This window comes from Ktedonobacteraceae bacterium (assembly GCA_035653615.1).
Lineage (GTDB): Bacteria > Chloroflexota > Ktedonobacteria > Ktedonobacterales > Ktedonobacteraceae > DASRBN01.
The window spans coordinates 1-16,164 of the sequence record DASRBN010000008.1; the positions used below are offsets into that span (position 1 = coordinate 1).

The window sequence follows — 16,164 nt, forward strand, 5'->3', positions numbered from 1 at the left end:
CGGGAGCGACGGCCTTTTGTCGCATCCGCGGTTATTTGTCGACGTTGCGCAAGCAGGGCGTGGATCTGCTTTCTGCTTTGGAGGCCACGTTGCGCGGTCATCCTGTCCTTCCTTCATTTCAGACTACCTGAGTAGTTACAAAAATTTAAGGGATATTGCTAATAATTAAGCATTTTATATGATGAATAAATCGGTGAAATTTGAAGAAGTCCGAGAGATAGGCTACACGCCCTCGATAACATCGGATGGCTCAGTATCCTCTTCGGCATCCAGTGGCACTTCCTCGTCACCGACGCGAGCGACCATCGATGGAACGGTACGGCTCTGAATGATGATGCCACGAATCAAGGAGAGGGAAGCCTGCGCGAGCTTCGGACGAAGCTGTTCCAGGCGTTCGCGGTAGAGCGCCAGCTGCTCGGCCTGCCTTCTTGCGCGTTTGAGGGCGGATTTTGAGCCAGGCATGTCATGCTGAGCGAAGCGAAGCATCTCCGCCTCAGACCCAGGCATGTCATGCTGAGCGAAGCGAAGCATCTCCGCCTCATTTTGCTGCCAGATATCGCGTGCATCCAGCACCTGGCCCACGGCTGCCTGTACCTGCTGCAAGAGGTCGATGGTCTGGTTGAGCAGCATCAGGAGATCGCCTTCGGCCAGATCGATGCGGCGCAACAGGCCGTTGAGGGACATGCCGCGCGACCAGGAGAGGGCCACACCATGAAAATCGGGGATGATGTTGGGGGTAATGCTGATGTGTGCCTGTTGCTCGATGTCATGGATGTTTTGCATGATGCGCCAGAGTTCGCGGCGTACCTGCACCAGGTGGGCATTCAAGACATTGCGATTGTTGAGGCGGCGGTCGTTGTCGAAGGTGAACCAGCTGCACACGTCGGCCAGTTCACCCGGCGAGAGTTCATCCAGCACACCGGCCACAATCATTTCGACGATGGCGAGTCCGGCCTGGTGGAAGATGCTGCGCAGCAAGCGCCCCTTGATTGTCAGCTGGTCATCCTGGTCGATATAATTGAGCGTGCGCAGGGTGAAGACGGTGCCGTCAAGCTCGGCGGCACCGGCGCGGCTCAATGGGTAAGCTCCAATCCTTTTGCGCCTTTTTTCCAGCGCTTCTATCGCGCCCTGGGAAGCGAGGCCTTTCTTTTTGCCCGCCTTCTTGCCCTTCTGCTGGCGCGCCTCCAATCGCTCAAGCCGCGTCATCTCGCGTTGCTCCCACAGGACGTAGCGTTGATATTCGCGCAGGCTCGAAGCGCAGATACGGCGCAGGTGTTTGATATCACCTGGACGCCACAGGTTGAGGACGGAGTTGTAGCGAATGACGAATGACGAGGTGACGGGCAGCAATTCGCCGGTGATGCGCTGGAACGAGTCCTCGAACGGCTCCCACGGCGAATAAGGGATCACGGCCGCTCCATGGACATCCATGCCGCGCCGCCCCGCACGTCCGGTCAGCTGGCGATATTCATTGGGAGTCAGCAGGCGCATTTCCTGGCCATCGAATTTACTGAGACTGCCAACGACAACCGCGCGGGCGGGCATATTGATGCCGAGAGCGAGGGTATCGGTGGCGAAGACGGCGCGCAGGTAGCCGCGGGCGAAAAGCGTCTCCACCAGCACCTTGAGTCCTGGCAGCAATCCAGCATGGTGAAAGGCCAGGCCGCGCGGCAAAATATCGGCCAGCGCGTGGACCTGCTGCAAGGTGCGGTCTTCTTTGGGCAGGTGCTCGAGCCAGATGTCGATCTCTTCTTTGATGCGCACCTGCTCCTCCGGCGTGGTAAAGAGATGCAGCGCGGCACCCATGGCGGCTTCTTCAACGACCTTACGCCCCGGCAGGAAGTAGAGGCAGGGCAAGAGATCAGCGTCGCGCAGGGCGGTGAGGACTTCGCCAGGCTCAGGCGTCTTATGCTCTACCGGGCGTCTGGGCCTGCGTTCGCCTTCTACCTTTGCCTCGTTACGATTCTCTGCTGTAATGTCGTTGCCATCTGCGTCGTTCGTAGCATCCTGGGAGCGCGAGGCCGATGAATCGACGGTGGGCGCGATGAATCGGCCCCTACGGCCCCGCCGGTAGTTCCATTCGTCTTCATCCTCTTCATCCTCTTCATCGTAGCCGAATTTGTAGCGTCGATTGCGACCCATGAGCATAGCGGCGCGTGCCTCACCGCCAACGTTGGGGAAGCGATTGACGCGATTGCCGGCGGCGTCCTGCACCAGGTACAGTTTGCCATCGAGGAAGTAATAGTGGTCCAGTGGCACGGCACGCTCTTCATGGACGACGAGGGAGACAGGACGATGTACGCGACTGATCCAATCGGCCAGGTCCTGGGCATTGCTGACGGTGGCGGAAAGCCCGACCAGCTGCACGTTGGGCGGCGAACAGATGATCGCCTCCTCCCACACGGGGCCGCGTTCGATATCGCTGAGGTAGTGCAGTTCATCGAAGACAATGTAGCCGACATCTCCCAGCGTGGAAGAGTTGCCGGCTTCCCCTTCCGCGAAACGGTCGCCGCCATCTTCCAGCAGCATGTTGCGATAGACCTCCGTCGTCATAATGACGATAGAGGCGCGGCTGTGTTCCACGATATCGCCGGTAACCAGGCCCACGGCATCCTGACCATACTGGGCGCGCAGGTCGCGAAACTTCTGATTGGAGAGCGCCTTGAGAGGGGTCGTATAGATGACACGCTGGTTCTGTTGCTGCGCGCGCCAGATAGCGTATTCGGCGATGAGTGTTTTGCCGGTACCGGTGGGCGCGGCAACCAGCACCGAACGGTTTTCCGCGAGATGGATAATGGCCTCTATTTGAAAAGGATCGAGGGGAAACGGGTAACGCGCCGCAAACGCTTCAATTTCCTGCTGAATCTCAGGCCCTATTCCTGCCTGTCCGTCCATGGTTTCTTTCATTTCACGTTTCTAACAGCTACAATCTTCATTGTTTTCATTGTAGCACCTTGCCTGCATATGGACAAGCCGCCGAATAGCACCTCCAGGGTGATAGATTACGCGATTCTACCCTTGGGGACGGTAAGGACGATGGCGGCATTGAGGGTTTCCATAGCCGAGCTCTGGCGGTTGGCCTGCGATCTATCAAATGGACCATCCCAGTGCAGCCCGAAATTGTTCGAGCTATCGCGGTTATACACGCAGATGGCGCTGGCATTCTTCAGGATAAAATCTCTATACGTCGTCTTTCCATCTACCGTATAGAGGTAATAAAGGTTTTCCATGAAGATGCCTTTAAATATAGCTCCATCATCGTCACAATCGCCGGTTGGCTCGCAGCCCTTTTCGTAGAGAATACCGTTGCCGTCGACGTTGGTGAGCATATTGGCGTCGGCGATCGCTTCGGCCCGGGATAAATAGGATACATCACCGCTAATCTTATACATGTCGGCCAGGCCGCCGAGGATAACGCCTTGATTATATGTCCAGGTATTCTCGCCATTGTTCTGGCAGCTCTTGCCATCTATTGCTAACCCGTCGTTGACCAGGTCCGAAGAGTTGGTCAGGCCGCTGCTTTTGAACCACTGCCATTCCCTGTTTGCCCAATCAATGTAGCTGGCATGGTAACGTCCTCCGCCTGCCACATCACCCGGCGTACGCTGGTGAAGGCGCGCGGCGATAGTGAGGAATAGTTCATTAGGGATGGCATTTTTGTAGGTCCTGGCCTTGTCCCACCAGAGGCCACCCCCGCACCTGGAGTCCCATCCGCCCGCCATATCCTTGAAGATAGACTTTGCCGTGTTGAGGTATTCACGGTTGCCTGTCAGATCATAGGCCTTGATCCAGGTGATGGCCCACCAGCCCTCGTCATCATAGTAGCCATTGAGAAAGCCGGTAAATTTATCGGCATTGAACGTTGTGGCGATATCATCTGTGTAGATAGTGGATGCGCGCGATGAGTAATCGATGACCGTCCCCAGGGCTACCGCCTGCTGCCACCAGAGCGTATCCAACCATCCTCCGCTGGTCACATTATACATGCTTTGTAATGCTACGATGCCGCTATCCGCGTAAGCACGATAGCTGCCATTGAGCGGATAGACCTGGTCCGTCATGCTGTCCATGATCAAGAGCCGGAGGCCGAAGATTGGGATGAGAAGGCACACAAATAGGAGGATTCTCTTGAAGGTATTCCAGAAATTGGCACTGCTTGCAGGCACACTCAATCCTTTCCAGGACTTACAGTCTGAATCTCTTCTGTTCAGAAGAACAGTATAACATATATTGATGTGATTTCGGGCAAGATGAGATAGTTGTACTGGTTGAAACCTTTTCGCAACGGTTCCGGTATTACATCAGAGAAGTCGGGAAGATGGATGAGGCCATGATTGCAACCCGATACATAACGATAGAATGGAGAGATTTGAGCATGTCTTGTCATTCCTGCGGAACGTTGCTCCCGTCGAACGCGAGGTTTTGCCCCAACTGCGGCGAGGTAAGCGAGCAGACTTCGCCCCAGGTGACGACAAGGGATTACCTGTCCTCCAGGCAGGGTTCCCCTACAGACCCTCTGGCACAGAGATCGTCTCGCCGCTTCTCAAGGGCTCTTGTCATCCTGATTCCTGTCCTTATACTTGTCCTGGTGGGGGCGGGCCTGCTTATTTACAATGCGAACGCTTCCTCTGTTCATCTCCAGCATACTGCGAGAACAGCACAGGCACCAGGCGCTGTCCCTACAGAGGTGGTAGGAAACCCATATACTCATACTGGAAAGCTGGCGTTTACCGATCCGCTGGCCGCCAACAACGGGAGCCAGCAATGGGACGTGAATAGGAATTGCGCATTTAAAGGCGGCGCATACCATGTAATTGCGCCGGACCCGCGCTTCTCCGACTACTGTACAGCCAACGCCACCAACTTCAGCAACTTCGCTTTCGAGGTTTCGATGAAGATCATCCAGGGAGATGCGGGTGGTATCCTCCTGCGCGTTGAGAACACGAATCCAAACCAGTTTTACGATTTCTATGTGGGACAGAATGGAACCTATGGATTTGAGGTTGTGAATGGCTCGAAATTCTCGGTCTTGAAAGGAGGGACAAGCCCGGCAATCCGCCAGGGCTTGAACGCGGTGAACGTTCTCGGAGTTGTCGCGCAAGGCAGCAGCATGACGCTCTACGTGAATCAGCAGCGTATAGCCAGCGTAACCGACCCAGGCTATCATTCGGGTCAAATAGGCGTCTACGCCGTCGTTTACAGCCATGCGACAGAAGTAGCTTTCAGCAATGCCAGGCTATGGACACTTTGAGGCAACACGCACCGGTAGGAGTGGGGGTTGTGGTGGACGTGGGGTGGGGGAGTTTACTCCGCCCTACTCGTTGGTTGCCGGTCTGCACGCTTCGAATTTTAGCTGGGAATACGATAGGGAATTCTTTTGTTTACATAAATGAAGAGCGATGAGCTCTACATTCGACATTACTTTCCAATCTTCTTATCCCCCATGAACCCTGACTTTGTAATCCCTGGTTCATGGCATTCCCTTTTCCAGAAGAGGATTACTGATTACAGAAAGGAGCGGGGCGAATGGGTAACCCTACTGCTTCGCCCTCGATACATACCTTATGACAAACACAGATGTAAGAAACCGGCGACTACTACAGCATGCCGATTCATCCAGCACAGAGTACGCCGGCGGGCGACCACAAGGATACGCCCCTATCACAGAACCTTACACTCGTACTCAAGATGTTGAGCGAAGCGATCTTGAAACGCTTGAAAACCAGAACGCTGCTGCTCGCGAGCAGCAGGCGGTTCCCGATTCACAGAATGCATTCTTTGGATCCGGCGTACTGGACATCGTATCTGATGGGTTTGGCTTCCTGCGCGCGGAACGGTTCTTGCCGGGGCCAATGGATGTCTACGTCTCCGCGTCGCAAATCCGGCGCTTCAATTTGCGCCAGGGTGACCTGGTTGCAGGCCAGATTCGACCCCCCAAAGATCGCGAACAATTCGCAGGCTTGCTGCGAGTGGAGGCAGTCAATGGGCTTGATCCTGAAGTGACGCGGAATCGCCCCCACTTCGATAGCTTGACGCCCATTTTTCCACGCGAGCAGTTTGATCTGGAGACAACTCCCGGCAATTTGTCGGGCCGCCTGATCAACCTGGTTGCTCCGATTGGCCGCGGGCAGCGTGGATTGATCGTTTCTCCTCCTAAGGCCGGCAAAACCATGCTGCTCAAATCCATCGCCAATTCCATCACCCAGAATCATCCCGATGTCTACCTGCTGGTAGCCCTGATCGGTGAGCGGCCAGAAGAGGTTACCGACCTGAAGCGCTCCGTACAGGGAGAGGTGGTCAGTTCCACTTTCGATGAGCCGACCGAGGCGCATACACGCCTGGCCGAGATGGTACTGGAGCATGCCAAACGCCTGGTGGAATCAGGACTGGACGTAGTGGTATTGCTGGATAGCCTGACGCGCCTGAGCCGGGCTTATAACCTGGCAGTGGAACCGAGCGGGCGCAGTTTATCCGGTGGTCTTGATCCCGCCGCGCTGGTATTGCCGAAACACTTCTTCGGCGCCGCACGCAAGATCGAGGAGGGCGGTAGCCTGACGATTATCGCGACCGCGCTGGTAGATACGGGCAGCCGCATGGATGATGTAATCTACGAGGAGTTTAAGGGCACCGGCAACATGGAACTGGTGCTGAACCGCAAACTGGCCGAGCGGCGCATCTTCCCCGCTATCGACATCTCGCTTTCCGGCACGCGCCGCGAGGAGCTGCTCTACGACGACCAGACATACCGGGCCGTCATCACCATGCGTCGTATGTTCTCCACGCTGAGCGAGCAACGAGGGTTGGAGGCAATGGAAGCATTCCTGCAACAGATGTCCAAAACCAGGAACAACGTCGAGTTCCTGGCAACGCTCAAGAAGGGCATGGCATAATAAACAAATAAGAAAGTTCAAGACTGGCAAGATAGTGTTTAGGGCGACCGCCAGGGTAGGCGCGCCCCCTGGCGGTTGCCCTAAACAAGGAGAACATCAATGCGGCCTATCGAGCAGCGAGCGGCACAGGCATATCGCGAGCAGTTTGGCGAAGAGCCGGTGTTGATTGCGAGCGCGCCGGGGCGGATCAATCTGATCGGAGAGCATACCGATTATAATGAAGGGTTTGTGCTGCCGTGCGCGGTAAGCCGGCGCGTAGCCGTGGCCATTGGACTCCTACGGGTAGGGGCCGATTTATCGCGCCCAGCGCCGATTCATCAGCCCGGTGAGACATGGCTCTATTCGACGGATTTTCAGGAGCTTCGCGCGCTTACAGAACAAAAGGTGGGATCCTGGGCCGACTACCCGAGCGGCGTGGTATGGGCATTGAAGGAGCAAGGCCATGCTATCCCGGCATTTCAGGGCGCATTTGCCGGCGATGTGCCGCTGGGAAGTGGGCTTTCTTCCTCCGCGGCGATAGAGGCCGCAACCGCGCTGGCACTCGCCGCGTACTTCCATCTCGATATTTCACGCAAAGACCTGGCGGTACTCTGCCGCCGAGCCGAAAATGCTTTTGTGGGCGTCAATAGCGGCATTATGGATCAATATGCCTCGCTGCTGTGCAGGGAAGGGATGGCGCTGCTAATCGATTGCCGCTCGCTTGAAGCGCAGCAGGTCCCTCTAGACCTGGCAAGCGCCGGTTTGACGCTCCTCGTCTGTGATACGCGAGTTTCACGCAAGCTGGGGGACACGGGATATAATGCCAGGCGCAAAGTAGCTGAACAGGCGGCATCAACGCTGGGCGTAAAACAGTTGCGAGACGCAAAGGTGTCAGACCTGGACAGGCTCGCGGGCGAGGAGTTGCGGCGCGCCCGGCACGTGGTTACCGAAAATGAACGCGTGTTGCAGGCTGTTGAGGCTTTGCGGCGACAAGATTTTACGCGCTTCGGTGAATTGATGTACGAGTCACATCGTTCCATGCGCGATGATTACGAAATTTCGACGCCGGAACTGGATACGTTCGTGGAACTGGCAGCGCGGGCCGGCGCGCTGGGGGCGAGGCTAACGGGAGCGGGCTTCGGCGGCAGCGCGATTGCTTTGATGAAGCAGGCCGACGTGGAAGGGCTGAAATCAACGGCGCTGCGCCATTTCGAGCGGCGAGGGTTTAAATTGCCGGTGTTCCACGTATTTTCGCCTGCCGCGGGAGCCGGGGTCGTTTTGAACGCCAAAAAGGCGGAATGATTGAATAGCGTTGGAAAAAATTTGGCAACCTATGGCATCGCAGCAGCCTGCGACTGCTCCTGTTCTCCCAGAATCTCAGTCTTAGCACTGATTTTGAAATTGAACAGAGTTACAAGCACAAATCCCCCTGCCAGGACATAGACGGCTCCTTGCGTATTAAGCACCGTCACAACGCCAATGTGATCGCCTAAAAAGCCGGCCAGGACCGTACCAAGCAGCATAAATAACGCGCCAGTCGTGCCAAGAGCGCCGAAGATGCGCCCCCGGTACTCGTCTGTGACAGCAGTCTGCAGCAGCGTATATGCGCTGGTCAATGTGCCTACGCCCGGCACCCCTACCAGTACAAAAAGGATCACGGCCAGGGTAAAACCTGGAAAGAAAGCAGGGTAGTTGAATATCACAAGATCAATCAAACCGAACAGAATCCCACTTATTCCCAGCAGGCGAGATGGAGTTATGATCTTAATAACATATCCCACAAGCATTGAACCAATCAGGCCACCTACCGCTTGCGCTCCCATCAGCTCGCCAAGTTGCAGCGCACCTCCATGCAGTATTCTATACACAAAAACCACGAACAAGATTCCGAAAACACCCTCGCCCAGCGATGTTACCGCGAACAGCACGAACATAATGGAAACCACTCGCTCTCTCTTCACCAGTCCCAGACCCTCCAACCATTCGCGCCAGACAGCTACCAGTGGATGCAGACTATTCGCAGGAGTAGATATTCCTGTACTCTCTTCTTCTGAAGCCCTCGACTGCACCGCGATGAGGGCGATCATACCACCGGCAATCAGAAAGGAGGCTGCATCCGCGAGAGTTATAGCAGGCAGGCCAGACAGACCGGCTACGATACCGCCGAGGGGTGGGCCAATCAGTCGCGCAATGTTCTTATTCAGTGAATTGAGAGAATTGGCAGGCCCCACGTGCTCTTCGCCTACAAGCAACGGCAAAAGTGCGCTTTCAGCGGGAGTAAAAAACTGTGTGAGCACAGATTCGACGAACGCAACTATGTATACCACCCATAACCAGGCGGTTGAATGTACCAGGAGCAGAGGCAGCAGACCAAGGGCCAGCAGCAGATTGGAAATCACCATAGTGCGTTTGCGATCCCAGCGATCCACAAACACCCCTGCCACTGAACCAAGCAGCAAGCTGGGAATCATTTCCGCGATGAACATCGTGCCGGTAGCCAGGGCAGAGCCGGTCAGCTTATACACGTAAATCGGTAAGGCGATGAACAGCATCCAATCGCCAATCATGGAAATCAACCCGGCAGACCAGAGTAGCGAGAAGTTACGCTGTCGTAAGACGGCAAGCATGCTGGTTTTCTCCTCATTTTTTATTCAATAACATCATGTACGTAGTAATTTTTGCCATTTATATGTTATTTTTAACATATTTCTTCAAAATTTGTCAATACCATAACATAAAGTGCCATATGATTTACAAAAATTGCCAAATCGGCTTTCGACCTTCTAAGTTTGAAAGATGTGAGTGATTTCACCGCAAAAACGTGATTCATTTTCTTGCTTTCAACCTCAATTTCATGCATAATTGTAGATGAGGTGGAAAATAGCTTAGAGATTTAAACGTTATCCGCTAGCGTATTTATGTTCTAATCTATGATCGAGGATGAAGATACCAGATATGGGGAAGAGGATCGTGGGCATCAGGGGAGGAATTCTGCGAGTCTCAGTGAATGTAGGGACCGATCAATCGGCCCCGCTCGACAGAAAAGAGGGCCGCGATATGGACCGTACGGGAAATCAACTGGGTAACTATCGCCTGGTTCGCCTGCTGGGAAAAGGCGGCTTTGCCGACGTTTACCTCGGCGAGCACGTGTATCTCCAGACACAGGCTGCGATAAAGATATTGCACGCGCAGCTTACTCCTGATACGATGAGCAGCTTTCTTTCCGAGGCCCGCACCATTGCTCGCCTGATGCACCCGCATATTGTGCGCGTATTGGACTTCGGCGTAGATAGCGGTACACCATTTCTCGTGATGGAGTATGCACCCAACGGAACGCTGCGCCAGCGCCACCCGCGCGGCACACGCCTTCCCTTGTCCACCGTCGTCTCCTACACCAAACAGATCGCCGCCGCGCTGCAATACGCGCATGATCAACGGCTGATTCACCGTGACGTGAAACCCGAAAATATGCTCGTGGCACAGAATAATGCGGTAGTGCTCAGCGATTTCGGCATCGCTACCATCTCCCAGACCTCGCGCTCCGTGCCAACGCTGGATATTTCGGGTACCATCTCCTACATGGCGCCGGAGCAGATCAATGGGAAACCACGACCGGCCAGCGATCAATACTCACTCGGCGTTATCGTCTACGAATGGCTGGCCGGCGCATGTCCATTCAAGGGCTCTTTCACCGAAATAGCGACGCAGCACATGTTTACGGCTCCGCCATCGTTGCGTGCCGCCTCTCCGCTGCTCTCTCCTGATGTCGAGCGCGTGGTGATGGTGGCGCTCTCTAAAGACCCGGAGCAGCGTTTTGCGCGGGTTGAGGCATTCGCTTTCGCCTTAGAGCAGGCCAGCCAGCAAGAGTTACCAACGCTTCCAGGCTCCAATCCATTCCTGTTTGTACCATCAGTACCACCCACCATTCTTGCGGCGCCCGTCCGAGAACCCGCGCCTCCCATCGCCCCGGTCAATTCAGGGCCGCCCTATATATCCCAGACTGACCCAACCACTCCCATACCGGATGTGTACCAGTCACATATCCTACCATCGCCGGTAACTCCTCTACCACCCGTTCTGCCAGGAGCAATCACTGCTGCTGATCAGCCTGGCATACAACAAAAGCGCAAAATGTCGCGTCGCGCCTTCATAGGCGGCGCCGTCCTGGTGGCGGCCGCTGTGGGGAGTGGGGCCGCACTGGCTAAATTTTTCCTGGTACCATCCGCTGCTACAAGCACGAATCACCCCACCTCTGCCGCCACACATCCGGCGAAATCAGGGACCACGACTCAATCCTCTCCCACAGCTCAATCTTCATCAACGGGAACCACAAATCCCAATTCCCCCACTTTAGCGATAACAGAGCTATTTTCTCACGCCGGGCCCGCCGAAGAATACACCGTCGCATGGTCTCCCGATGGGCAATTTGTGGCCTCCGCCGGCAATAGCCAGGTCATAGAAATATTGAATGCCTCTTCTGGAGTCACTGCCCTGATCCTGAGCGATAGTTTCAGTGCGACCGATAGTGTGGCATGGTCACCTGATGGCAACTACCTGGCTTCAGGACACGATGATCATATCATAAGAATATGGAATGCCTCTTCTGGAATGCTTATCTCCAGACTCACAGGCCATACAGGACATGTAAATTCTGTCGCCTGGTCGCCTGACAGATCTATGCTTGTTTCAGGCAGTGGCGATAAAACTGCCAGGGTCTGGGACGTTGCCGGTCAGACGAGCCTCATCACCTACACGGGCCATACTCACTATATCAACTGCGTGGCCTGGGAACATAATGGCACTCGCATCGTTTCGGGCAGTGGCGACTATACCGCGCAGGTCTGGGATGCTCTATCCGGCATGCCGATTCTCACGTATAGTCGTCATTCCAACGAGGTATTATCACTGGCATGGTCGCCCGATGACCGGCGCATTGTCTCGGCCAGCGATGACTCTACTGTGCAGGTCTGGGACTCCTCGAGTGGAAGCCGCTTCCTCGTCTATACCGGCCACCGCAGTTTTGTTGTCGCGGTATCATGGTCGCCCGATGGCACGAAAATCGTCTCGGGTGGTGGCGATCATACGAAGGCGGTCAGTGATACCTCTATCCAGGTCTGGGACCCCAATACAGGCAATAAATTGGCCATCTACAACGGCCATAGCAACGAAGTAGAGGATGTGGCATGGGCGCCGGATAGCAGTCGTTTCGCGTCTGCTAGCGACGACCAGACGGTACGAGTATTACAGGTGCCATAACATTTCAAAGTAAGTGCTTTCCATTTTTAGCATTTTGGAAAAATCCAATTATTGACTTTTCGGAAGTCTCCGTTTACAATTAGAACAGTGTGAAAGGCTTGTTTCTTCTATTGTCTTGCCTGAACACAAAGCATGGGCTGCGCTAGCAGCCTGGCAAGATGGATAGACGCCGTGTGTTAGTTGCACTAGCAGGAGGCAGTTCATGGCTGTTGTTCAACCCGACTATTATCGTCATGAGAACCTCGTCCGCAAATCGATACAGATCCCCTCAACGCAACATAAGGAGCTAAAAGCCCTCGCCGTTGAGCTTGAAGCCTCTCTCGGAGATGTAGTGGAGACCATTATGGAGTTAATGCGCCAGGATAATTACGAACAGTTGAAAGCAGCAATCATCTCGAAACGCGAGCAGCACCTTTCCTCCTCCAGTCACTTACTCGATGAAGCCTACGACTACCTCGGTTCCCTCCCAGAAACTCTTAAAGACGCCCAATTCTTTTTTCATGCCAGCCAGGAAGGTATCTTTACCGTTGCGTAGCGTTATGTAAAGTTTTAAGGTAGTTGCATGAGTAGTGAGGCAAGGGCATCAACGCCGCCCAGCCCTCAACAACAAGAAATAAGTCAACCTTCACCCCCACCACATACGCCTCCCAGCCCGAGGCGTGGTGAGATTTGGGACGTCAACTGGTCTCCAGGACGTGGTGCCGAACAACAGGGCACACGTCCCGCCCTTATCATCCAGAATGATCGTGGTAATGCATCGCTCACCTATCCACTGACGATTGTCGCCTCGATGAGCCGCACCGAACGGGAGTTGCCACTGCATGTACGCATCGCACCCACTTCAGAAAACGGGCTTACCGACTATACGGACGTGAAGTGCGAGCAACTCATGACCATCGAAAAATCCCGCCTCATGCGCCGTCGTGGTTCGGTTACAAGTGAAGATATGGCGCGCGTTGATACAGCATTGAAATTGAGCCTGGGCCTGGCACCATGAATAGCTCCTCTCTGGACGCGATAAATCTATCTGGTCCCTACACCTCAGGAGAAGGAAGGCTATTATGAATATACCATCCAATGCACGTGTCTATGATCTAGAGCAGCCGCGCTATTTTGGCGCTCCCGTTCTGGCGAGCCACGCGCCCGGCTACGTCTACACGCTTCACCGCCATCACGAGCCGGGCACGGCAGAGAGGCGCACGAGTGCCTCCGGCTTTATGTACACAACTGAGCATTCGGGTACGCATATCGATGCGTTGTGCCACCAGGCCGAGGACGTACACCTGTACGGCAGGCGGGAGATCAATCCCAGCATTCAAACCTCGCAGGGTTTCACAGAACTGGGCGCGGAAACCATCACTCCCATCATTACGCGCGGGGTCTTGCTCGATGTCGCCCGTCACCGGGGCGTAGATCGTATCGGGAGCGGTGACCAGATCCGGCAGTCAGAATTAGAAACAGTAGCCCGGAATCAGGGAACCGCTATAGGCGAGGGAGATGTGGTGCTGGTTCGAACCGGCAATGGAGCGACCTGGCAGGACCCGACCACCTACCTGCAGGCGGGAGGCGTGAGCGGAGATGCATCATCCTGGCTTGCCAGTCTCAGGGTGCGGGCAGTTGGAGCCGACAATATTGCCTGGGACGAACTCGGCGTTATCGACCCCGATCTTCAGGTCACGCTGCCCGGACATCTGATCCTGCTGGTGCGCCACGGCATCTACATTGTAGAAAACCTCTTCCTGGAGGAGCTGGCCCGCGAGCAATGCTACGAATTTACCTTTATCTGCCTGCCTCTCAAGCTGCGCGGGGCAACAGGTTCGCCCGTGCGACCGATCGCAATTGTTTAAAAGACCCGTCTTTCTACCCTGGGTAAAATACAACCTATCCAATACAGGGAATCTGGCCTGGATGAAGCCAGCATTGGGGAATGGAGCTTTAATGATTATACCGAGATCATCGGTACCGCTATCAATGCCAACAAAATCCCAATCCCCTGGATGCGCGTCACGCGCTCGCGCAGCAGGAGCGCAGCCAGGATGACCGTCGCCGCGGGATAGAGGGAAGAGAGAACGGCAGCGACATCGAGCCGACCGCTATGGGAGGCAAGGACGAAAAATACATTGCCGAAAGCATCCAGCACTCCGGCCAGCAGGATGAGATGAGTAACTGCAAGCTGGGGCCGCATGGGCTGCCGGCGAATGGATGCCATAATCAACAAGAAGAGAACGGACGTGAAACGCGCCACAGCAAGCGGCCAGAAGGTCTCACCATGAGTGACGCGACTGATGAGAATAAAAAAGCACCCAAAGCCTGTTCCAGCCAGCAATGCCAGCCCGATACCCTCTGGTCGCCCCCTGGCAGGCTCCGGGCGTGAGATCAGCGTTATTGCTAACAGAGCCAGGACGAATCCGCCCAGTTGGAGCAGGTTTGGCAATCCTTCCGTGAATACGCTGAAGATAACCGGTAGACCGGCGGTCAGCACGGCGGAAATGGGAGCGGCAATACCCATGCGCCCAATAGAAAGTGCCGAATAAAATGAAACCAGCCCGATAGCTCCTGCCAATCCGGCTAATCCTCCCCAGAAAATATCGAGCGACTTGGGAAATGGCTCTCTCCATAATAGCGCCAGCACGACCAGCAGCACAAATCCAACGGCGTAGGCGGCAACCACAACGCTCGAGGCTGTGGCACGGCGCGAGGCAAGCCCTCCGTTAAAATCGCCGCTCCCCCAGAACAGGGAAGCGGCAAGACCGAAAACAATGGTCGCGAGTGTACTGCTCATAATTGGTTGTACCTTATCTATCCTGAGGGCAATTTCCTGAAGCCCAGATATGCTCCTACAGCTACAAGCACTGAACCCAGACCCTTGATGAAGTACGCAATCAATGAAATATCTTTTGCTATCACGGTACTGGCATGCAATAAGGTCAGGGCATCCCCCACCATTTCTGGCGAGACGCTTGTAAAAAACGTACCGAAAGCAACCAATAGAACGACCAGGGGTAGCCATCGTTCCGGTCGCAGCAGGACAACGAATTCCGCACGCGCCATTTGTGGAATATCCTTATTCCTATCAACAGCATCCTCGATAACAAGCGTGGCTATTTCTCCTGCATATACCTTACTGGTATTGACAATGATCTCGACTTCAGTACTCAAGCCAATATTTTTAATCAATGGGCTACTTAAGAGGATAGCTTTTGTGGAAACATGGGTTGTCAATGACTTTGGAATACGAGCTCGTCCGCCATCAAGATAAAATTGTAGATTGATAATATAGGATTTTCCAGCTTCAAACACGTAACACCTATGGCCGTATTGCTCCTTTATGCGTACATGCTTTCTTCTTGAGGGAGAAGAGGCTTCATAAATTCCGATGAGTCGAAATAACGAGCAACCTTGCATGGTTCTGGCTGCGGATATTTGCTCGGAAAGTCTTACCCATGAAACTTCCTCCAGTTCTTTCGGACCTTCCTCGAAGCGGCTGGCAGTGAAAACAAGATTTGTCCTGCTGGTTTTAATACTTTCTGGGCGGATGGGCCGTGGATGCTTGCCATTCTGGTTAAGCATCCAGGTCTGCCATTTTTCGCGCTGCTTTTCGATGTCTGATGGAACAAAATAGACAAAACGATCAAGCCTGAAACGAACTGCAACCTGGACATCCAGGTCAGCACGCTCCAGAATCTCAGGTGGTTCAAAGCCCTCAAAATGAGCATAACGCAGAGGAAGAAATTTAAAATCTTGATCCAACGATTCGGGAATATCACAGAAGACGATGAGCGCAGGAATACTTTTTATCCTCTGCGACGCTTGAGAGCGATATTGCTCGATCCACAGCTTCATCAAGCTTTCTTCTATCCAGCGCAGACGATAGCTGAAACGTATATATGTACCATCTGGATAGCAGAGACAACTGAGGAGATCTCTCCTGTATGCCGGACGATCTGGAGGAGTTGAAGTCGCAATGACAATAACCTCTTGCCCTGCCTGGGGCGAGATTTCATTGTCTCCAGGAACCGGTTTTTGTCCGAAAGACATA

12 protein-coding genes are annotated in these 16,164 nt (G+C 54.4%); 7 read left to right on the forward strand and 5 right to left on the reverse strand.

Annotated elements, in window-relative coordinates; genetic code table 11:
- Nucleotides 1-222: 222 nt before the first annotated feature.
- On the reverse strand, nucleotides 223-2,907 hold the full coding sequence (locus VFA09_04955; protein ID HZU66609.1) for a DEAD/DEAH box helicase: 2,685 nt from the start codon (nucleotides 2,905-2,907) through the stop codon (nucleotides 223-225).
- A 95-nt stretch (nucleotides 2,908-3,002) separates the two neighbouring features.
- Nucleotides 3,003-4,070 carry a glycoside hydrolase family 76 protein gene (locus tag VFA09_04960; protein HZU66610.1) on the reverse strand — a complete coding sequence of 356 codons (1,068 nt, stop codon included), beginning with the start codon at nucleotides 4,068-4,070 and terminating at the stop codon, nucleotides 3,003-3,005.
- Between the two features lie 305 nt (nucleotides 4,071-4,375).
- Here VFA09_04960 and VFA09_04965 point away from each other — a divergent pair, with 305 nt between their 5' ends.
- From VFA09_04965 to galK, 3 genes are all read left to right on the forward strand, one after another.
- On the forward strand, nucleotides 4,376-5,251 hold the full coding sequence (locus tag VFA09_04965; GenBank protein ID HZU66611.1) for a zinc-ribbon domain-containing protein: 876 nt from the start codon (nucleotides 4,376-4,378) through the stop codon (nucleotides 5,249-5,251).
- A 313-nt stretch (nucleotides 5,252-5,564) separates the two neighbouring features.
- On the forward strand, nucleotides 5,565-6,890 hold the full coding sequence (rho, locus tag VFA09_04970) for a transcription termination factor Rho (protein ID HZU66612.1): 1,326 nt from the start codon (nucleotides 5,565-5,567) through the stop codon (nucleotides 6,888-6,890).
- 99 nt (nucleotides 6,891-6,989) lie between these two features.
- Nucleotides 6,990-8,171: a galactokinase gene (gene galK, locus VFA09_04975; protein ID HZU66613.1), complete on the forward strand. Its 1,182-nt coding sequence runs from the start codon at nucleotides 6,990-6,992 to the stop codon at nucleotides 8,169-8,171.
- A gap of 29 nt (nucleotides 8,172-8,200) precedes the next feature.
- Here the strand turns inward: galK and VFA09_04980 are convergent, their stop codons facing one another.
- A complete protein-coding gene (locus VFA09_04980) occupies nucleotides 8,201-9,496 on the reverse strand; it encodes an MFS transporter (GenBank protein ID HZU66614.1) in 1,296 nt (431 codons plus the stop codon).
- Nucleotides 9,497-9,926: 430 nt separating this feature from the next.
- On the opposite strand from VFA09_04980, the gene VFA09_04985 reads away from it, so the two are divergent.
- From VFA09_04985 to VFA09_05000, 4 genes are all read left to right on the forward strand, one after another.
- A complete protein-coding gene (locus VFA09_04985; GenBank protein HZU66615.1) occupies nucleotides 9,927-12,125 on the forward strand; it encodes a serine/threonine-protein kinase in 2,199 nt (732 codons plus the stop codon).
- Between the two features lie 202 nt (nucleotides 12,126-12,327).
- Complete coding sequence (locus tag VFA09_04990) at nucleotides 12,328-12,660, forward strand: hypothetical protein (GenBank protein HZU66616.1); 333 nt, start codon at nucleotides 12,328-12,330, stop codon at nucleotides 12,658-12,660.
- A 27-nt stretch (nucleotides 12,661-12,687) separates the two neighbouring features.
- Nucleotides 12,688-13,122 carry a type II toxin-antitoxin system PemK/MazF family toxin gene (locus tag VFA09_04995; protein ID HZU66617.1) on the forward strand — a complete coding sequence of 145 codons (435 nt, stop codon included), beginning with the start codon at nucleotides 12,688-12,690 and terminating at the stop codon, nucleotides 13,120-13,122.
- Between the two features lie 64 nt (nucleotides 13,123-13,186).
- On the forward strand, nucleotides 13,187-13,972 hold the full coding sequence (locus tag VFA09_05000; protein ID HZU66618.1) for a cyclase family protein: 786 nt from the start codon (nucleotides 13,187-13,189) through the stop codon (nucleotides 13,970-13,972).
- A 95-nt stretch (nucleotides 13,973-14,067) separates the two neighbouring features.
- Here VFA09_05000 and VFA09_05005 read toward each other — a convergent pair whose 3' ends face one another.
- Complete coding sequence (locus VFA09_05005) at nucleotides 14,068-14,907, reverse strand: DMT family transporter (GenBank protein HZU66619.1); 840 nt, start codon at nucleotides 14,905-14,907, stop codon at nucleotides 14,068-14,070.
- Between the two features lie 17 nt (nucleotides 14,908-14,924).
- On the reverse strand, nucleotides 14,925-16,163 hold the full coding sequence (locus VFA09_05010) for a hypothetical protein (protein HZU66620.1): 1,239 nt from the start codon (nucleotides 16,161-16,163) through the stop codon (nucleotides 14,925-14,927).
- Between the last annotated feature and the right edge of the window lies 1 nt (nucleotide 16,164).